The 18,878-nt window shown below is 56.0% G+C and carries 17 protein-coding genes; 5 read left to right on the forward strand and 12 right to left on the reverse strand.

All coding sequences use genetic code 11. The annotated features are described in order from the left end of the window. Positions 1-50: 50 nt before the first annotated feature. From ftsP to M987_RS01960, 4 genes are all read right to left on the reverse strand, one after another. Positions 51-1,463, reverse strand: a complete 1,413-nt coding sequence (ftsP, locus tag M987_RS01945; protein ID WP_014071762.1) for a cell division protein FtsP — start codon at positions 1,461-1,463, stop codon at positions 51-53. A gap of 58 nt (positions 1,464-1,521) precedes the next feature. Next, positions 1,522-2,259 carry a 1-acylglycerol-3-phosphate O-acyltransferase gene (gene plsC / locus M987_RS01950; protein WP_014071763.1) on the reverse strand — a complete coding sequence of 246 codons (738 nt, stop codon included), beginning with the start codon at positions 2,257-2,259 and terminating at the stop codon, positions 1,522-1,524. Between the two features lie 164 nt (positions 2,260-2,423). Further along, on the reverse strand, positions 2,424-4,682 hold the full coding sequence (gene parC / locus M987_RS01955) for a DNA topoisomerase IV subunit A (RefSeq protein ID WP_014071764.1): 2,259 nt from the start codon (positions 4,680-4,682) through the stop codon (positions 2,424-2,426). A gap of 118 nt (positions 4,683-4,800) precedes the next feature. Next, positions 4,801-5,202 carry a YgiW/YdeI family stress tolerance OB fold protein gene (locus M987_RS01960; protein WP_014071765.1) on the reverse strand — a complete coding sequence of 134 codons (402 nt, stop codon included), beginning with the start codon at positions 5,200-5,202 and terminating at the stop codon, positions 4,801-4,803. Between the two features lie 138 nt (positions 5,203-5,340). Between M987_RS01960 and qseB the strand changes: the two genes are divergently transcribed. The 4 genes from qseB to M987_RS01980 all read left to right on the forward strand — a co-directional run bounded on the left by qseB (position 5,341) and on the right by M987_RS01980 (position 8,379). Next, the gene (gene qseB, locus M987_RS01965; protein WP_014071766.1) at positions 5,341-6,000 is read left to right on the forward strand and encodes a quorum sensing response regulator transcription factor QseB; all 660 of its coding nucleotides are present in this window, start codon (positions 5,341-5,343) and stop codon (positions 5,998-6,000) included. Continuing rightward, positions 5,997-7,346, forward strand: a complete 1,350-nt coding sequence (qseC, locus tag M987_RS01970; RefSeq protein ID WP_014071767.1) for a quorum sensing histidine kinase QseC — start codon at positions 5,997-5,999, stop codon at positions 7,344-7,346. The genes qseB and qseC overlap by 4 nt, the downstream gene beginning before the upstream one ends. A 106-nt stretch (positions 7,347-7,452) precedes the next feature. Then, positions 7,453-8,034, forward strand: a complete 582-nt coding sequence (locus tag M987_RS01975; RefSeq protein WP_014071768.1) for an NAD(P)H-dependent oxidoreductase — start codon at positions 7,453-7,455, stop codon at positions 8,032-8,034. A 30-nt stretch (positions 8,035-8,064) separates the two neighbouring features. Next, positions 8,065-8,379 carry a putative quinol monooxygenase gene (locus M987_RS01980; protein WP_014071769.1) on the forward strand — a complete coding sequence of 105 codons (315 nt, stop codon included), beginning with the start codon at positions 8,065-8,067 and terminating at the stop codon, positions 8,377-8,379. A gap of 63 nt (positions 8,380-8,442) precedes the next feature. Here the strand turns inward: M987_RS01980 and M987_RS01985 are convergent, their stop codons facing one another. From M987_RS01985 to M987_RS01995, 3 genes are read right to left on the reverse strand one after another with little or no spacing between them, the layout of a single operon-like run. Then, positions 8,443-9,630 carry a glycoside hydrolase family 88 protein gene (locus M987_RS01985; protein WP_064555827.1) on the reverse strand — a complete coding sequence of 396 codons (1,188 nt, stop codon included), beginning with the start codon at positions 9,628-9,630 and terminating at the stop codon, positions 8,443-8,445. Positions 9,631-9,657: 27 nt separating this feature from the next. Next, positions 9,658-10,926 (reverse strand): oligosaccharide MFS transporter, encoded by a 1,269-nt coding sequence (locus M987_RS01990; protein ID WP_014071770.1) that lies wholly within the window; start codon positions 10,924-10,926, stop codon positions 9,658-9,660. Between the two features lie 32 nt (positions 10,927-10,958). Further along, complete coding sequence (locus tag M987_RS01995; RefSeq protein WP_014071771.1) at positions 10,959-12,776, reverse strand: DUF2264 domain-containing protein; 1,818 nt, start codon at positions 12,774-12,776, stop codon at positions 10,959-10,961. A gap of 166 nt (positions 12,777-12,942) precedes the next feature. Between M987_RS01995 and M987_RS02000 the strand changes: the two genes are divergently transcribed. Next, entirely contained in the window at positions 12,943-13,797 is an 855-nt protein-coding gene (locus tag M987_RS02000) for a helix-turn-helix transcriptional regulator (RefSeq protein ID WP_014071772.1), read from the forward strand. Between the two features lie 74 nt (positions 13,798-13,871). On the opposite strand, the gene M987_RS02005 is transcribed toward M987_RS02000, so the two are convergent. Genes M987_RS02005 through M987_RS02025 form a run of 5 tightly spaced genes read right to left on the reverse strand, consistent with a single transcriptional unit; the run spans position 13,872 to position 18,559 of the window. Then, positions 13,872-14,759: a MurR/RpiR family transcriptional regulator gene (locus M987_RS02005; RefSeq protein WP_014071773.1), complete on the reverse strand. Its 888-nt coding sequence runs from the start codon at positions 14,757-14,759 to the stop codon at positions 13,872-13,874. After that, positions 14,756-15,706 (reverse strand): iron-siderophore ABC transporter substrate-binding protein, encoded by a 951-nt coding sequence (locus M987_RS02010; protein ID WP_041162128.1) that lies wholly within the window; start codon positions 15,704-15,706, stop codon positions 14,756-14,758. The genes M987_RS02005 and M987_RS02010 overlap by 4 nt, the downstream gene beginning before the upstream one ends. Before the next feature lie 11 nt (positions 15,707-15,717). Then, positions 15,718-16,770, reverse strand: coding sequence for a FecCD family ABC transporter permease (locus tag M987_RS02015; RefSeq protein WP_014071775.1), 1,053 nt, complete (start codon positions 16,768-16,770; stop codon positions 15,718-15,720). Beyond that, entirely contained in the window at positions 16,767-17,750 is a 984-nt protein-coding gene (locus M987_RS02020) for a FecCD family ABC transporter permease (protein WP_014071776.1), read from the reverse strand. Before M987_RS02020 ends, M987_RS02015 begins: the two co-directional genes overlap by 4 nt. Further along, entirely contained in the window at positions 17,747-18,559 is an 813-nt protein-coding gene (locus M987_RS02025) for an ABC transporter ATP-binding protein (protein WP_014071777.1), read from the reverse strand. The genes M987_RS02020 and M987_RS02025 overlap by 4 nt, the downstream gene beginning before the upstream one ends. Between the last annotated feature and the right edge of the window lie 319 nt (positions 18,560-18,878).

Genomic DNA, 18,878 nt, shown 5'->3' on the forward strand with positions numbered 1-18,878 from the left:
GTCTTTCACCCTCGCCCCTCTGGGGAGAGGGTCGGGGTGAGGGGGAAAATTTACGGTGCCGGATTCACCAGCATCTGCCCCACAGAGCCCCTGTCCATCATCTCCAGCGTCTGGCTGTGGAACAGGAACGGGAAGTGCGGCCAAGAGGGCTGACCGTAATAGACCAGCAGTTCAACCTGGCCATCCACCCAGACGGTATCCTTCCAGCCCCTGTCTTCCGGGAACGGCATCGCGCCATTCACGTTGCGGATCAGGAAATTCACCCCTTCAATATGGAACGACTGTGGCATGTCTGAACGCACGGTCCATCGTTCCCATGTTCCTTGCTGGGCAGTGATATCAATGCGGTTAACATCCCACAGCGCGCCGTTGATGCCCGGATCGCTACCCAGGCTGATATCACGGCTACGAACAGGCGAACCACTCATGATCTCCTGCGGCAGTAAACGCATTGGCAGGGTATCGGTCACCAGCGGCAGCAGGCCGGTAGGACGCAGGGTCAACACCAGGGTCGACACCAGAATGCTGGAAGGTTCAAAGAACCCACGGATACGATCCACAATGCTCGCCGCTTCACCACAGGTGAGCGACACTTCATCCCCGTTAGTCATATCAACGAGGATTTCACGACGTTCGCCAGGCGACAGCGCCAGCTGCTTGACCGCAACCGGCGCAGGTAAAAAGCCCTGATCGCCCGAAATCACATGCAACGCCCGGCCATCGCTCATTTGCAGCTGATAGCGGCGTGAGTTCGAGGCATTCAGCAAACGCAGGCGCACCCAACCGCGAGACACTTCAACAAACGGACTTTGCGCGCCATTCACCAGCAAGGTATCGCCGACAAAGCCACCGCTGCCCGGCTCGCTGTATTCAGGCGTGCCGAAGTTATCCAGGCGTTTATCCTGGATAATGACCGGGAAATCATCCACACCGTAATGATTCGGGATCGGCAGCGATTTGCTGATGTCATCTTCCACCAGCCACATCCCGGCCAGGCCGTTGTAGACCTGTTGCGCGGTGCGGTTAGGGGTGTTGGCGTGATACCACAGCGTTGCCGCGCTTTGACGGATCGGCAGCACCGGTGCCCAGTCAGCGTTTGGCGACATCATGCGCGCCGCGCCGCCAATCAGCGGCCCCGGCACCTGCAACCCGCTGATGGTCATCGCCACCTTTTCAGTCGTGCGGTTGCTGTAGATCAGCTTAACGTCATCACCATTCCACACGCGAATGGTTGGCCCAAGATAGCGCCCGTTGATCCCCCAGACCGGCGCGCGCGTGCCCTGGGTGAAAGACCAGTGGCTACGCTGTAGCGTCAGGAATAGCGGTTGCCCGCGACGGGATTCCAGTAACGGGGGAATGGGCAGCGGTGGTTGCTGCCCGGCGGCGTTGGCTGTCAGCGGAATCGCACCCGCACAAAGGGCGATCCCCGAAGCCTGAATAAACTGACGCCGACTGAGTGACATATAAGCTCCATCTGAAACGACTAACAACGCGGGAATTCGTTTTCCCTTTCACGCCGGATTAAATTTTACCGGCGGCTTCTCTCTCTGCGACTTCTTTGTCGAGCTGCGCAATATGCTGAGCCATCAGTTCACGGCAGTGTGCCGCCAGCTCGCGTACCTGATCTTTACCGTATTTGCTGGTATCGACCGGCGGCAGCATTTCGACAATCACCAGCCCATTATTCAGGCGGTTAAGATTAATCTTATTCGATGTATTGGAAACGCACACAGGAATAATTGGAACGCCTGCCGCAATTGCAGCATGAAACGCACCCGTTTTAAACGGCAGCAGGCCGCGACCACGGCTACGCGTCCCTTCCGGGAACATCCAGATAGAGATTTTGCGTTTTTTAAAGTGGTTTACCACTTCCGCAATAGTGCTGTGCGCTTTCGCACGGTTGTTGCGGTCGATGAGCAGGTTACCGGTCAGCCAGTACAGCTGGCCGAAAAACGGGATCCACAGCAGGCTCTTTTTACCCACTGTCACCGTCGGTGGCAGAACGATGTTAGCAGCCGTCACCATATCGTAGTTGTTCTGATGGTTAGCGATATATATGACGTTACCGAAGTTTTCTGCGCCTTCCGGCAGGCGTTTTTCCACTTTCAGGCCAAACAGCGGCGCAAGGCGACCGAACATGTGACCAAAGGTCGCAACATGCTTCGGGTTACGCGGGCTGAACAGGCAGTAAATAGAGCCGAAGATACAGACCAGGATGCAGTAAATAACGGTAAGAATTAAACGAACAATGAATAGCATAGCGACCTCTGAAGCCCCAACAGCTGACAATTATACTTCACCTGTGGCCAGGTAAGGACTTTATTACGAGCGCGTATTGTTAATCGCAACGCACGAATTAACAACGTTTTTACGGGAAATTTTAATGAAATACCCCCTCCGGAACGGAGGGGGATGAGTACGGGTTACTCTTCGCTGTCGCCCGCGTGGCTTCGCGTCGGAGAGTCAATCTCCACGCGATCGATACGCTGGAGTCCGCGCATCAGTGAGCCGCGGCGACCGCGCTCACCCACCACTTTCTGCAACTCTTCCGGACGGAGCTTAATTTTACGTTTGCCCACATGGATGGTGAGCGTGCTCTGCGGCGGCAGAATGAACAGGTGCGCCAGGCCATCTTCGCCTTTTGCCGCTTCCGCCGACGGAATGTTAATGATCTTATTGCCCTTCCCTTTCGACAACTCCGGCAGGTCGCTGACCGGGAACATCAGCATTCGGCCCGCGGTAGTAATTGCCAGCAGCATGTCGCTTTCGTTTTCAATCACCAGCGGCGGCATAACGTGGGCGTTATCCGGCAAACTGATGAGCGCTTTACCGGCACGGTTGCGCGCCACAAGGTCGTTAAAGGTACAGATAAAACCGTAGCCCGCGTCAGAGGCCATCAGCAATTTCTGCTCGTCGGCTTCCATCAGCATATGGTCAACCGTGGCACCCGGCGGCAGCGTCAGCTTGCCGGTTAACGGTTCGCCCTGCCCGCGCGCAGACGGCAGCGTAATCGGGTCGATAGCGTAGCTGCGGCCCGTGGAGTCGATAAAGGCGACCGGCTGGTTGCTCTTACCTTTCACGGCCGCTTTAAAGCTGTCGCCTGCTTTGTAGCTCAGCCCCGGCGCATCGATATCGTGACCTTTGGCGCTACGCACCCAGCCACTCTGAGAGAGAACAATGGTGACAGGCTCGGACGGCTGCATGTCGTGCTCGTTCATGGCCTTCGCTTCTTCACGCTCGTGCAGCGGAGAACGTCGATCATCGCCAAAAGCCTCGGCATCGGCCTGAAGCTCTTTCTTCAGCAGGTTGTTCATCTTGCGTTCGGACGCCAGGATCGCCTGCAACTGATCGCGCTCTTTTTCCAGCTCGTTCTGCTCGCCGCGAATTTTCATCTCTTCCAGTTTGGCGAGATGACGCAGTTTCAGTTCGAGGATGGCTTCGGCCTGGGTTTCGCTGATCCCAAAGCGCGACATCAGCGCAGGTTTCGGCTCGTCCTCAGTACGAATGATCTCAATCACTTCGTCGATGTTGAGGAACGCCACCAGCAAACCTTCGAGGATGTGCAGGCGCTTGAGCACTTTCTCCAGACGATGATTCAGACGGCGGCGTACCGTATCGCGGCGGAATGTCAGCCATTCGGTGAGGATCTCCAGCAGGTTTTTCACCGCCGGACGCCCGTCCAGGCCAATCATGTTCAGGTTGATGCGATAACTTTTTTCCAGATCGGTGGTAGCGAACAGGTGGTGCATAACCTGCTCCATGTCCACGCGGTTAGAACGCGGTACGATCACCAGACGGGTCGGGTTTTCGTGGTCGGATTCATCACGCAGGTCGTCCACCATCGGCAGCTTTTTATTGCGCATCTGAGCCGCAATCTGCTCCAGCACTTTCGCCCCGGAGACCTGGTGAGGCAGCGCGGTAATCACCACCGCGCCATCTTCTTTCGTCCACACCGCACGCATACGCACGGAGCCGCGGCCGTTCTGATAGATTTTGCGGATTTCCGCACGTGAGGTGATGATTTCGGCTTCGGTCGGGTAGTCCGGCCCCTGCACGATATCCAGCACCTCATCCAGCGTGGTTTTCGGCTGTTCAATCAGGGTGATGGCGGCTTTTGCCACTTCGCGCAGGTTATGCGGCGGGATGTCCGTCGCCATACCCACGGCGATACCGGTGGTGCCGTTCAGCAGGATGTTAGGCAGGCGCGCAGGCAGCATTTTCGGCTCCTGCATCGTACCGTCAAAGTTTGGCACCCAGTCAACGGTTCCCTGACCCAGCTCACCCAACAGCACTTCAGCGTATTTAGACAGGCGGGATTCGGTATAACGCATCGCAGCGAATGACTTCGGATCGTCCGGTGCACCCCAGTTCCCCTGGCCGTCTACCAGCGGGTAGCGGTAAGAGAACGGCTGTGCCATCAGCACCATCGCTTCGTAACAGGCGCTGTCGCCGTGCGGATGGTATTTACCGAGTACGTCACCCACGGTACGGGCGGATTTTTTGAACTTAGCGCTGGCACTCAGGCCCAGTTCAGACATTGCATAGACGATGCGGCGCTGAACGGGTTTCAGGCCATCACCGATAAACGGCAACGCCCTGTCCATGATGACGTACATGGAGTAGTTCAGGTAGGCGTTTTCCGTGAATTCATGTAGCGCGAGGCGCTCTGCCATATCGCTCATTAAATGTGATTCCTCAACTCAGAAACCTGCCGGTTTCAGGCAATATTGCCGCAGATACTACCCTATCTGGCGTGTTGAGTCACAAAGAAAAAGGGCCAGGTATGTGGCCCTTTTTGGGTTATTTATTCAGTCTGGTCACCTGCTTCACGTCGATTTCAAAATCGTTCCACTCTTTATCGACCTTACCCTGGATCTCCACTTTATCCTGCGGGCTGACCGTCACGCCGTTCCAGCGTTTGTGGTCTATTTCCACATTTACGGTGCCGGTTTCATCGCGGAAGGTATAGCGGTCATCCGACAGGCGTTGCGTGATATTGCCGCGCAGTTTCACCCAGCTATCGTCTTTCATCTCTTTGACTTTCAGCGCAGTGGTGAGGTTGGCGTCGTTATCAATAAAACCGCCCTGCTGAGTTTGCGTCTTCGCGGTGGTAGCCGTTGGGCCAGTAAAGCCCCCTTCTGCCGCAAAGAGCGGAGCTGTGGTCATCATCATGATGGCAGCAATAGCAGCGAATTTTTTCATTTTATCTCTCCCTTTAATGTCGGTTCGCAGTCCATTAAACAGGGTAATCCTTAACAACTTCTTAAGGGAAAAATTTATTTATTATTGCTGTACAGCAGGCTTGTCCAGAGGGTTTACTGGCGTTATCAAGGAGGGAATATGCGCATTTTACTGGTAGAAGACGACAGGCTGATTGGCGATGGACTTAAAGCCGGGCTGACGAAAATGGGCTTTAGCGTGGACTGGTTTACCGAGGGTAAAACGGGCAAAGCCGCGCTGTACGCAGCCCCGTACGATGCCGTGGTGCTCGACCTGACGCTGCCGGAAATCGACGGTCTTGATATCCTGCGTGAATGGCGTGAAAACGGCCGCAGCGATCCGGTGCTGATTTTAACGGCGCGGGATGCCCTCAACCAGCGGGTTGAAGGCCTGCGTCTTGGCGCAGATGACTATCTCTGCAAACCCTTCGCCCTGATTGAAGTGGCTGCGCGACTTGAAGCCCTGGTGCGCCGCAGCCACGGCCAGGCGCGCAGTGAACTGCGCCACGGTAGCGTGGTGCTTGACCCCACAAGCCTGATTGCCACACGCAACGGTGAAACCCTGGTGCTCAAACCCAAAGAGTTCGCGCTGCTGGAACTGCTGATGCGCAACGCCGGGCGCGTGCTGCCGCGCAAACTTATCGAAGAGAAGCTCTACAACTGGGACGATGATGTCTCCAGCAATGCCATCGAAGTTCACGTTCATCATCTGCGCCGCAAGCTCGGCACTGATTTTATCCGCACGGTGCACGGCATCGGTTACACCCTGGGTGACGCATGAAACTGACTCAACGCCTGAGCCTGAAACTGCGCCTGACGCTCCTCTTTTTAGTGCTGTCGCTGACGGCATGGTTTGCCGCCAGCGTGGTGGCCTGGCAGCAGACCTCACACAAGCTCGATAAGCTGTTCGATACGCAACAAATGCTGTTTGCCAAACGGCTACTGACCATGGATCTGGACGAGATCCATGCGCCACAACGGATGCGCGAGATCCCGAAAAAGGCCAAACATGGCCGCCTGGACGATGACGCTCTGGCTTTTGCTATCTACTCCCCCGACGGAAAAATGCTGCTGAATGACGGTGAAAACGGTCGTGATATCCCGTATCACTATCGCCGCGAGGGGTTCGACAACGGGCAACTGAAAGACGACAACGACGAGTGGCGTTTTTTATGGCTCACCGCGCCAGACGGTAAATACCGGGTGGTGGTCGGCCAGGAGCGGGAGTACCGTCAGGAGATGGCGCTGGATATTGTCAGCTCGCAACTTATGCCGTGGATGGTGGCGCTCCCCGTCATGCTGCTGTTACTTATTGTGTTGCTGAGCCGGGAACTGAAGCCGCTGAAAAATCTGGCGCAAACCCTGCGCTCGCGCTCACCGGATGCCACCGACAAACTGCCGACTGGCGGCGTGCCGACGGAAGTGCGTCCGCTGCTGGATGCGCTCAATCATCTGTTCACGCGTACCCAGGAGATGATGAGCCGTGAACGCCGTTTTACGTCGGATGCCGCTCACGAGCTGCGTAGCCCGCTCACCGCGCTGAAAGTCCACACCGATGTGGCCCAGCTTTCCCAGGATGACCCGCAGTTGCAGGCCAATGCCCTGGCACAACTGCACGCGGGAATCGACCGGGCATCGCGTCTGGTGGATCAGCTTCTGACGCTGTCGCGTCTGGATTCGCTGGATAACCTGGATGACGTAGAAACCCTGCCGATGGCCGATGTGCTGCAATCCGCCGTGATGGATTGTTATCACCCTGCGCAGCAGGCAGGTATCGATGTGCGGCTTCACATTAATGCCCCGCAAACCACGCACACCGGGCAGCAGCTTCTGCTCAGCCTGCTGGTGCGTAATCTGCTGGACAACGCCGTGCGTTACAGCCCGCGCGGTAGCGTGGTGAACGTTACGCTCGACGCCCGGAGTTTTACCGTCCGTGATAACGGGCCAGGGATTGCCCCCGATGCGCTGGCCCGGCTCGGCGAGCGTTTTTACCGCCCGCCAGGGCAGACTGAAACGGGCAGCGGTCTGGGGTTATCTATCGTGAAGCGCATTGCTGCGCTGCACGGGATGCACGTTACTCTGGGTAATGCACCGGAAGGTGGATGTGAGGTAAAAGTCAGCTGGTAACCTCATTATTGCTTCTCAGGCAAAAGACTTTGCACATTTTGCTCATTTTATCGTTTCGCCCTCGCGCGTAGAATTGTTGCCAAAATCGCATTAACGAGGATACATAATGAGCAACATCCTGATTATCAACGGCGCGAAAGAGTTCGCGCACTCTAAAGGCCAGCTGAATGACACCCTGACCGAGGTCGCGGACGGTTTCCTGCGCGACGCCGGGCATGATGTTAAAGTTGTGCGCGCGGATAGCGACTATGACATCAAAGCAGAAGTACAGAATTTCCTGTGGGCAGATGTGATCGTCTGGCAGATGCCAGGCTGGTGGATGGGCGCGCCGTGGACAGTGAAAAAGTACATGGACGATGTGTTCACCGAAGGACACGGTTCACTGTACGCCAGCGACGGTCGTACCCGTTCAGATGCGTCCAAAAAATACGGTTCCGGCGGCCTGATTCAGGGCAAAAAATACATGCTTTCGCTGACCTGGAATGCGCCAATGGAAGCCTTCACCGAACAAGACCAGTTCTTTGAAGGCGTAGGCGTAGACGGTGCATATCTGCCATTCCACAAAGCCAACCAGTTCCTGGGGATGGAGCCACTGCCGACCTTTATCGTCAATGACGTGATTAAAATGCCGGACGTCCCGCGCTATATCGCAGAATATCGCAAGCATCTCGGCGAGATTTTTGCTTAACTGGTAGCCTGGAATTAGAAGGAGTTAACCATGCTTACCGTTATTGCTGAAATCCGTACTCGTCCAGGTCAACATCACCGCCAGGCGGTGCTGGATCAGTTCGCGAAGATTATCCCGACCGTACTGAAAGAAGAAGGCTGCCACGGCTACGCGCCGATGGTTGATGCCGCGACAAACGCCAGCTTCCAGGCGACTGCGCCCGATTCAATCATTATGGTTGAACTGTGGGAAACCGTAGCGCACCTTGAAGCACACCTGCAAACCGCGCACATGAAAGCGTGGAGCGATGCGGTGAAAGGTGACGTACTGGAAACCCATATCCGTATTCTGGAGCAAGGGGTTTAAGTTCAACTGACCCTGAACCGTAAGCCCGGTAAGCGTTAGCGCCACCGGGCTTTGTTTTATCCGCTACCAGTACAGCTTCCAGCTCTGGGTAAACCGCACCAGCGCCTCAACGTAGAAGTAATCCCCCCAGCTTGCGCACTCATCCACCCCTTTGTTGCTCGCCAGATGATAGACCGAGTGCTTCAGCAGCCCGTTGCCCTTCTCGTCTTTGCCCATCAGGTAGTGCTTCGTCAGCGACGACATGATGCCTTTCGCCCACGCCAGATAATGTTCTCTGTCCGGATCGGTTACCGGCAGATGCTTCACCAGCTCCAGCAACCCGCACACCGCAATGGCCGCCGATGACGAATCGCGCAGCGCATCGGTTCCCACCAGCGCCAGATCCCAGTGGCAGACGTAATCTTCCGGCAGGCGGTTAAGGAAGTAGTTCGCCAGCCGTTTGGACAGGGCGATCATCGTCTCATCGCCGGTATAGATGTAGCTCAGCAGAAAACCGTAAATTCCCCACGCCTGCCCGCGCGACCAGCAAGAGTCATCGGCGTAGCCCTGCTGAGTGTTGCCATAACGCGGCGCGCCGGTGACCACATCCATATAGTAAGTGTGGAACGTCGAGGCATCTTCGCGGATAAGATAGGTTGCCGCCTGCATTACGTGGGCTTTCGCCGCATCGGCAAAACGGGGATCGCCCGTCTGTTCAGTTGCCCAGTAGAGCAGCGGCAGGTTCATGTTGCAGTCGATTATCATCCGCCCGGCCTGTTCCGGATCGGCCAGATCGCCCCACGCCTGGATAATTTTCGCCTTCTCGTGGAAGCGCTCCAGCAGTGCTTCTGCCGCCAGCAGAGAGAAACCACGCGCTTCACGGTTGCCGGTCAGTCGCCAGGCCGCCACGCAGGAAAGCGTATACAAAAAACCTAAATCGTGGGTGTTGGTGTCGTTACGCCCGGCGATACGCAGGCCAAAGGAACGCACATGCTTTTCCGCCATCGCGCGGAATTTCTCGTCCCCGCTCATCTCCCACGCCAGCCAAAGCTGCCCGGTCCAGAAGCTGGTCGTCCACTCCACGTTGTCCGTCAGCGGATAAAACCCCTTCTGGCAGGTTTCCGCCGGGAAGCGTTCACCGAACGCCGTTAAGTGACGGCCAATCAGGTCGAGGATATGGCTGCGCGCCGAACTCAGTTCATCACCAAACGCACGCAGATCAACGGGTGCAGGAATAGCGGGCAGGCGCTCTTCAGTGATACGACTTAACATATTTCGGTTCCTTCTTTGACGGCTTCATTAACGAGATGGATTGTGTTCTGCAATATTCAGCGCTTGTGCGCTGCGCCATTTGCTCTGGCAGGCAGATAACGTAAAAGCAGAAATAAGAGTAAAGGTCAGCGCCGTAGCGCCCATAATGATATAGGTCTGTTCAAAACCGATGCGGTCATACAGTAAGCCTGCCGGTGAAGAGACCACCACGTTGCCGACATACAACATCGCCTGATACCCCAGTAAATACATGGTGGCATTAACGCGTTTATCGAAATGCTCGGCGATATATTTAAATACTGAAACCAGCAACAGACAGATTTCCAGACCGTAGAGCGGCTTCAGGACGGAAATTAATAAATGGGAATCGCACAGGCCGGAAATAATCAGTCGCGCGCCAACAATCAGCCCGACAATTAATAACCCGCGCTTGGCACCGATGAAATTCACAAACAGCGGGATCACCATATACATGATGAACTCCATCCCTGACTGCACCGTCCCCAGATAGCCAAACACCGCGTTACCCTGATGAATATCATCAAAGAAGGTGACGAAATAGCGCGAGAATTGCTGCTCGGCAATAAACATCATCCACGCCACGCCTGCCACATACAGGCAGAAGGCCCAGAATTTACGGTTACGCAGCAAGGCGTAGACATCCGCCGGGGCGATTTTTTCTTTGGTTAACACCTCGCCAGCATGAACGGAGTTAGTGTTCACTTTCAGGCTAAGCAACACCACCAGCATAATGACCGAGGCCACGCTGCCCATGATAAAGTTATAGGCCGGAGAGAGGTTAAACAGCAGGCCAGAGAAGGAAGATGCGACTGCCCAGCCAAGCGACCCCCACATACGAATTTGCCCAAACTCCATACCGTTTAAGCGGCTGAAACGATCAGAATAAGATTCGCACGCCGCCACACCCGCATACCAGGCAAAGCTTAAATAGAGCGCACCGAGGATAATCCCCAGCAGGGTGTTGGACATTAACAGCGGCTGGTAAACATAAATAAAGAACGGCGCCATCAGGGCAGACATCGCCACCACAAAATAGAGCAGGTATTTGCTCATGCCGATCTTATCGAGAATATAACCGTAGATGGGCTTCAGAATAACGGAGAACACACCGTTAACCGCAAATACAGTACCGATAACCGTACCGCTGAGATTGGCTTTTTGTCCGAGCCAGATAGCCAGCAGGCCAATGCTGGCCGACCAGGTAAAGAAGTAAAGAAAAATAAAACTGCTTATTTTGTAATATTCGGTTCTGTTATTCGTAGATGTATTTTTCATATCATCCTCGCCGACATGTAGGGCCAGAGTTTTTATAATGTGAACGACAGCTGACGTTCGCCTCCAGGTTCGCGGATCACGACCTGGTGATGAGTGATATTCAGTTGCGGCACTGCCGCGTAGTGTTGTTGTTTTTCACTGGCGATAACGGCACAGCACAGCCAGCTCTCCCCTTGTGGGATATCGGTTTTCAACAGCGGAACAGACGCACACTCCGGGAACATAATGCTGCTGTTCGGCGGCGTCACGATGCTGTCCGGCTGGCGCATCAGCTCTGGCGACAGGCACACAATGGCGCTGCTGCCGTTTTGCGCGTCCAGGTAACAGCCGTGCTCGCGAAGATGGTGTTCGGCTTTCATCACGGCAAAACCCCCTTCCACTGTTTGCAGGACGCGGGCACTGTTAATACGGTGCAGGCGCAAATGCCATTCCCCGAACGGGACCTGCCAGGTTTCGATATGGACGTCCTGCCACGGCGACCAGCGTGAATAGAGGTAATTTTCATCCACCCGCACCACGTCACACTCGCGACGACCGCGGAAGTGGTTATCCCCATCAGCCAGTAGCAGCATGGAGTCACAGGCGGCGTGTTTCAGGCCATAACGCCCGCGTTCAATGGTGAAACCAAAACGGCTGGAGTAGGCAAATTTGGTGTATTTGGCTTCGGTATTGACGTAGTTATTCAGCTCAAGCTGCCCGGCGGTGAGCAACGTGACATGCTGCGACGCCTCCGCATGCATCAGGATCTGTTGGGCATGGGGGATCACCTGTTTTTCAGCAAGCGCGGGCAACGACTGCTCTTCGGCCTGCCAGAACGGGTGGGTCTCTGGCAGGGCCAGAATCAGGTACGTTTTCAGTGCCCAGTAGGGTGAGCCGGGGGAGTTGTAATCTTCGCACATCGCCAGGTTGGGGTAGGCAAAACCGAGCGTCAGAACGCCGTCACGATCGGTAATGGGCTGCTGTTGCCACCAGCGCAGATGGCGCAGAATAATTCCTTTGACGATACCGGGCGTGAACACCTCCAGCCCGGAAAAAGCTACCGCGCTCCAGAAGGCAACCATCGCAAAGCGGTAGGTCAGGCTGCGGCCAAACGGTACCGATGCGCCATCAGCGGCAGACATATAGATAAAGTCTGCGGCAAACAGACGCGAGCGTTCGCGCAGAATGGTCGCTCTCGGTTCATCACCACTCAGGGTGGCGTAAATCAGACCGTAGAAGTGGAACGCCATCGAAATGTAATAATCTTTCGGGCGGCCCGGGCCGTCGGAATACCAGCCATCGCCCAGGTAGTAGGCTTCCATCATCGCAAAGCGGTCGTCGATGGCGCGCTGGTTGTACGGCAGCCCGGCGCGTTTAAACCCAAGCTGAACCATAATGGCAAAGTAGTTCCAGTTGCTGTCCGGCATCTGCGCGTCTGTTATCTGGTTCAGCCAGGTGTGCAGGTTCATCAGCTCGCGCTCGGTGAACTGCGATGTGAGCGTGTCCTGCAACAGCGACAGCCCCAACCCGTACGCCGCCATCTCGACCAGACGTTGATCGTAAGGCGCAGTTTCCCCCCAGTAACCCTCGCTGTGCGGATCGGTGCCAGCCCTGATAGCCGCAATGTATTTGTCGCCAAACGCGGTGGTTTCACCGGATGCCATCAGCGGAAATAGCCCCCACAACGCACGGGAAAGCCCCTCCATCTGCGCAATATCCGTGGCGTAATGCGCACAGGTATCCCCCAGAGAAAAGCGCGAATGGCCTGCCGGAAACTGCGTATCCAGCGCACCCAGCAGGGTATTTAACGCCGCCACGACATCCTGGCGGGAAGACAATGGATTTGATTTTTCTTTATTTACCGCAGACATAGGCTTGTCCTCGTCATCAACTGCGGCAAAGCATAGTGAATCCTCAGGGGGCAGAAATGTTAGCCATGTCACAGGAGAGCGCGATGAATAAACCCGCAGTTGAGAAAATTTAAAAAGGTGGTTTATAAAGACAATCAGACGGGGAAAAGTTGAGTTTTATTGCACTATGCGCGACACACTAAAATCCGATCATCTGGAGTTAATCACCTTAAATGATGCCATTGCGTCGTTTAGTCGGCTCTTTGCCAATACCGTGCGTTATCACCACTGGCATCAGTGTCTGGAAATTCTGTATGTGGAGGAAGGATTCGGCGTGGCCATTGTTGATAACCGCCACTACACCATGCGGCCCGGGCGACTGTTTTTCTTCCCACCCTTTACTCTGCATAAAGTGATGGTGGATGAGCAGGCAGAGGCCATTTATCGGCGCACCATCATTCATCTCGATCCCCATGCGGTGCTGAAGGTGCTGCGTGATTTCCCGCAGACCCTGCAACGATTACAAAAGCTCTCACGCCGTGGCGGCGAAGCCTGGGTGGCGGATGTTTCTGCCAGTCACACGCATATTGATCACTTGCTGGGATGCTATGCAAAGCGCGCCAGCGTCCAGCCCCTTAACAGCGAAAATATCGCCAGCCTGCTGATTAGCCTGTTTGCCATGTTACCCGGTGACGATGACGGCGCGCCCGGCAGCAGCCACGGGATCGCAAGCCAGGTGATGTTCTGGCTCGATGAACATTATCGGGATAAATTCAGGCTGGATGCGCTGGCTGAAGAGCTGGGGAAATCACGCAGCTATGTGTCACGAAAATTCCATGCCGAAACGGGCGAGAAGATCCACGACTATCTGAACACCATCAGGCTGCGGAAGGCGTGCGAATGCCTGCTGCACACGGATGCCAGCGTGCGTGAAATAGCCGAACAGGTGGGGTTTTCCGACGTGACCTGGTTTATCAGCGCATTCAGAAAAGGGATTGGCGAGACACCGTTGCAGTACCGGAAGAACCATGCTGATCGCTGAGCGGGGTTATTGCCGGGTAGCGGCTTCACCTTACCCGGCCTACAAAACGACAAAACCGTAGGGCGCAGCGCCTATCAACTGCTCTTCTTCCCCGGCTTTAATCCGCGATGAAACTCGTTGATGCGCTTCATCGACTTAATGGTGCGTTGCGGCTCGGTGGATGCCACAGACAAGATAATCATCTCCAGACACAGCAGTACGGTGCCATGCAGCGGAATTTTGCCTTTCTCGCCGCCACGTGGCACATGGATGACCACACTTGCCTCTTTGCTGAAGCGCGACTCCAGCGCGTTTGTCAGCAAGATGGTAGGGATGCCCAGGCGTTTAGCTTCACGAAGCGTGGTTTGTCCTTCCCGATGGGCAGATTTCTGCGCCATCATCACCAGCACGTCACCGCGCTGGAGCGCAATCAGCTGTTCGGCCAGGCCAATGCCGGTGCGGTTAAGCGGCGTGGCAGGTAAACCAATACGACTGAACAGCCGGGCTGTATACTCGGCCAGAATGCCCGATGCACCAATGCCAAAAATAGCGACCTGCCGCGCCTGCGCCAGCAGCGATACTGCCTGCGCCATCGCATAACGGTTACCCGGTTCAGACAACACATCGCAGGTGTGCTGATGCCCTTCCAGTACAAAATCGATGCTCGCGTTAACATCGCTGGTGAGGGTATTCACCGTGGTGGACATCTTTTCGCTGGAGCTCACCACCGGGCCGAACCACTGCTCCAGCGTCTGTTTCAAATCACGCAGCCCGGCAAAGCCCAACGCCTGAATAGCACGAACCACGGTCGCATCGGAGGTTTTTAGCAGCGTGGCGATTTCCATTGCCGTCTGTTCCATTACCGCTTCACGGTTCTCATTGATATACCGCGCCACCAGCAGCAGGCGCGGCGTCAACTGATGCCCGCGCGATCGAAAGCGTTCACCATAAACATCGACCCGCGCTTTATCTTTTCTGATCACCTGGAGGCCTCCGGCAGCGGCCGCCCCGCTATCTGAGACTGCACCTGCGCGGCCATCAGCCCCAGTGAAGCAAATGAGTTTGAAATCGCCTCTTCACGGGAAATCAGGATGTAATGCCCGGTACGACAGGCATTCAGGAACTGACACCAGCCGGGCATTACTGCGTCCATCGCCGCCAGCTCATCCTGCGGTTTTCCACCCGTATCGCCACGCCAGGTGGCAAACACAAAATCGGCATCCAGCTCTGGCAGACGCTCGGCACTGACGTCAATACGCCCGCCATCCGGGATATTCTCGATAAGCGGCGGGAAGGTGAATCCGGCATCACGTAGCACGCGTCCCAGGGAGTGATAGCTGTGCATGGCGGTGATTTTGCCCTGATTAGCCTGAATTACCGACACGGTGACCTTGCGAGTATCGATGGTCGCTTTCAGCGCGTTGATTTGCTCCTGATAGCGACGCTCAAGGATCTTCAGCCGCGCCTGCGTTCCCGTCAGTTGCGCCAGCTTGCGGTAGATTTCCGGCGCACCGCCATCCAGGTGATCGATGCTCACCGTGGGAGCAATTTTCTCCAGTTGCTCCACTGGCGTGTTGCGGGTCGGTTCGGTGATGATCAGATCCGGTTTTGCGGCCGCAATGGCTTCGATATCAATATCCGCGGTGCCGATAAACCTGATGGAGGAGTTATCAAAATCAACGCCCGTTAACATCCCACTGGAGCGAATAAAATGGCTGCCGTCCGGTCGCGTGCGGCCGTGGCTGGCAACCGGAGGCACACCAAGCTCAATTAAGGGGATGGTGATATCCAGATCGTGCAGCGAAACAATCCGCTGCGGATGAACGGGCACAGTAACCTTGCGCCCCAGATCGTCCGTGAACACCTGAGTCGGCTCTGCCGCACTCACCGAAAACCCGACCAGCAACAATATCGAAAAAAGAAAACGCATCAGTATCCCCATTAAAATCTGTCCCGCCGCTGCCACAGCAGCAACAGGAAAAACGGCCCGCCAATCAAAGAAATCACAATGCCTGCGGGGAGTTGCAGCGGTAAAAACGCCAGACGGCCGACATTATCGGCCATCAGCACCAGCAGTGCGCCCAGCACCGCGCTCCCCAAAAGCAATGCGGTTTGCCCGCCGCGTAAGAAGGCACGTGCCATATGCGGAGCAATCAATCCGACAAACCCGATACTGCCCACGCAGGAAACGCAGGCTGCGGTCAGCACCACCGGGGCGAGAAGGCGCAGCAACGCCAGCCGTGACGCACGAACCCCCAGCCCCGTAGCGACCTGATTGCCGAGCAGGGCCACGTCGGCCGCACGAGCGGTGAAAAGCAGTAAGGCACATGCAGGCACAGCCCACCCTGCCGCCACGCCCACCAGCGCCCAGTTTGCCGTGTGCAGGCTCCCCGCCAGCCACAGCATCGCGGTCTGGACATCACGCACATCAGCCGTGGTCATAAAGACGCCCATTGCCGCCGCAAAAGCCCAGGAAACGCCAATCCCGGTCAGAATAAAACGTGGGCGCGAAATATCGCGAGCCAAAGCCACCACCAGTAATGCCGTCAGCAGTCCACCGACCATACCCACTGCCGGACGCCAGAACAGGCTCAGCGCCGGGAACTGAAAAATCAGCAGCAGCACCGTCGCACTACAGCCCTCTTTCACACCAATCAGCCCCGGGTCGGCCAGACCATTCCGGGTAATGGACTGCATTGCCGCCCCGGCCATCCCCAGCATGGCGCCACACAGTACGGCCATCAGCAGGCGCGGCAGACGAATATCCATCACGATGTAACGCGCATCCGCAGACAGGCTTTCAGGGTAAAACAGCGCCTGACCGATAGCGGAAGTGGGTATAGGCAGTGAACCGTGCGTCAGGCCAAAACTGAGCAGCAGCGCCGTCATCAGCAGGAACAGCGCCAGGCACGCCAGCGTGCGTGGACGCACGAGCGCAGAATATGCGCCGATGCGTAACGGCCGCAGTCCGGCTCGCAAAACCGCCCGCCTCATTTGAACATCCTCGAGGCCATAAGGATAAAGACCGGCGCGCCAACCAGCGCCGTCATCACGCCGGTGGCCAGCTCATAAGGCGTGAATAACGTGCGGGCGGCGAGATCGGCAATCAGTAACACCAGCGCACCGCACAGGGCAGAAAGCGGTACCATCACGCGTATATCTACCGACACCAGACGGCGAATAAGCTGTGGCACCACCAGGCCGATAAACCCAATGGGCCCGGCAATGGAAACGGCAGCACCGCACAACAGCGCAATTGCCAGTAGTGCAAACAGGCGGGTTTTTAGCAGAGAAACGCCTAAGCCCTGCGCCATACGGTCGCCCAGTGCCAGCATATTCAGCGATGGCGACAACCACAGCGCCAGCGCAAAACCTGCGCCAGCCACCCAGGAGGCGGTGCGAACTATCTCGCCGTTTAATCCGGCCAAATCCCCTGCCAGCCAGGTTCGCATGGCGAGCAACGTCTGTTCATCCAGGATCAGCACAGCGGCGGTAATAGACGATGCGAATGCCGACAACGCCACGCCACACAGGGTCACTTTCATCGGGGTTAACCCACTGCGCCCTGCGGATGAGAACATCAGCACCAGCAGAAACAGCGCCCCCGCACCGGCCGCAGCAATCACCGGGCGGCCAAACGGCAGGCTAAGCCCCAGGGCACTGGTTAACACCACCGCCAGCGCCGCCCCGGCATTCAGCCCCAGAATATGCGGTTCCCCCAGGGGGTTGCGGATAACGGATTGCAGCAACACGCCTGCCACGCCAAGCGCCGCACCAGTGGTCAGCGCGGCGAACAGGCGCAACAACCGCAGCTTAACGATGACGTTATGCTCGAAATTGCGCGGGTCGAAATGAAAGAAAGCCTGCACCACCGTTTGCGGGGCGATAAAGCGCGCGCCGATCCCCAGATGGGCAATGCCACCTGCCACCAGCAATAGCGCAAAAAGAATGAATGCCAGGGATGTGCGCATCATGGCTTTGTGGTTCCCTGACGAAAAGGCATAAAGAACGGTTTTCCGGTCAGTGGGTTCACCGACATATGCACGTCGACATCAAAAACCGCTTTGATCAGTTCAGGCGTACAGACATCACCCTCGTGAAGCACGCCCTGCACTTTTCCCTGCCGCAGGAAGACCAGCGAATCGCCATAGTTAACGGCGAAATTGAGATCATGGAGCACCACCACGACGGTACGCCCGTGATGGCGGGTCAGCGTGTGAAGCAGTTCGAGGATCTCGACCTGATAGCGAAGGTCGAGATACGTCGTTGGCTCATCCAGCAGGATATACGGCGTTTGCTGCGCCAGTGCCATGGCTATCCAGCAGCGCTGACGCTGGCCGCCGGAAAGGCTTTCGACTGGCAGGTGAGCAAATTCCGTGGTGCCGGTCAGACGCAGGGCTTCTTCAACCGCGAGCTCGTCTTCATCGCTCCACTGGCGCATAAAGTTTTGCCAGGGAAAACGCCCGCGCGACACCAGCTCGAATACAGTTAACCCTTCCGGCAGTAATGGCGATTGCGGAAGAATGCCCAGGCTGCGTGCGACCGCTTTGGTGGGCTGTTCATGGATGGCTTTCCCGTCCAGAAACGCGCTACCGCCAAGCGGCTGAAGCAGGCGCGCAATGGTACTGAGCAGGGTGGATTTACCGCAGCCGTTCGCCCCAACCAGGACGGTCATTTTCTGCTGAGGGATCGCCAGGGAAATATCATCAACGATGATTTTTTTCTGATAGCCAGCAGAGAGGTTTTCAAGCACCAACCCCTGCTTTTTCGTGTTATGAGCCACGTGAACGCCAACTTAATAAAATGACAAACAAATAAAAATAAAACTCATTCTCTTTTGGGAGTTTGCCGCTGCACCATGTAGTAGTCAAGTGAATAAAAACCCCGAAAAAGCCAGGGGTAATAACGGACTACTACGCTAACAGACCATTTATTAATTCTTTTATTTTCAAATTGTTAAACAAGAAAAAATCGAATGCGTACGGGTCTTTTTCTTTTGTAGTCGATTTTTCCTATTTTCCATTTACTACTACATTCCTGCGTGATTGAATGATTCTCAATTACATGTTCGAGGCCTGAACAGGCAAACGGACAGACCGTTA

Origin of the sequence: Enterobacter soli ATCC BAA-2102, assembly GCF_001654845.1 — a bacterium.
GTDB classification, from domain to species: domain Bacteria; phylum Pseudomonadota; class Gammaproteobacteria; order Enterobacterales; family Enterobacteriaceae; genus Enterobacter; species Enterobacter soli.

Bases quoted from the DNA above. Each gene is read 5' to 3' on its own strand.
- ftsP (WP_014071762.1), bottom strand. From the start codon at position 1,463: ATGTCACTCAGTCGGCGTCAGTTTATTCAGGCTTCGGGGATCGCCCTT.
- plsC (WP_014071763.1), bottom strand. From the start codon at position 2,259: ATGCTATTCATTGTTCGTTTAATTCTTACCGTTATTTACTGCATCCTG.
- parC (WP_014071764.1), bottom strand. From the start codon at position 4,682: ATGAGCGATATGGCAGAGCGCCTCGCGCTACATGAATTCACGGAAAAC.
- M987_RS01960 (WP_014071765.1), bottom strand. From the start codon at position 5,202: ATGAAAAAATTCGCTGCTATTGCTGCCATCATGATGATGACCACAGCT.
- qseB (WP_014071766.1), top strand. From the start codon at position 5,341: ATGCGCATTTTACTGGTAGAAGACGACAGGCTGATTGGCGATGGACTT.
- qseC (WP_014071767.1), top strand. From the start codon at position 5,997: ATGAAACTGACTCAACGCCTGAGCCTGAAACTGCGCCTGACGCTCCTC.
- M987_RS01975 (WP_014071768.1), top strand. From the start codon at position 7,453: ATGAGCAACATCCTGATTATCAACGGCGCGAAAGAGTTCGCGCACTCT.
- M987_RS01980 (WP_014071769.1), top strand. From the start codon at position 8,065: ATGCTTACCGTTATTGCTGAAATCCGTACTCGTCCAGGTCAACATCAC.
- M987_RS01985 (WP_064555827.1), bottom strand. From the start codon at position 9,630: ATGTTAAGTCGTATCACTGAAGAGCGCCTGCCCGCTATTCCTGCACCC.
- M987_RS01990 (WP_014071770.1), bottom strand. From the start codon at position 10,926: ATGAAAAATACATCTACGAATAACAGAACCGAATATTACAAAATAAGC.
- M987_RS01995 (WP_014071771.1), bottom strand. From the start codon at position 12,776: ATGTCTGCGGTAAATAAAGAAAAATCAAATCCATTGTCTTCCCGCCAG.
- M987_RS02000 (WP_014071772.1), top strand. From the start codon at position 12,943: ATGCGCGACACACTAAAATCCGATCATCTGGAGTTAATCACCTTAAAT.
- M987_RS02010 (WP_041162128.1), bottom strand. From the start codon at position 15,706: ATGCGTTTTCTTTTTTCGATATTGTTGCTGGTCGGGTTTTCGGTGAGT.
- M987_RS02015 (WP_014071775.1), bottom strand. From the start codon at position 16,770: ATGAGGCGGGCGGTTTTGCGAGCCGGACTGCGGCCGTTACGCATCGGC.
- M987_RS02020 (WP_014071776.1), bottom strand. From the start codon at position 17,750: ATGATGCGCACATCCCTGGCATTCATTCTTTTTGCGCTATTGCTGGTG.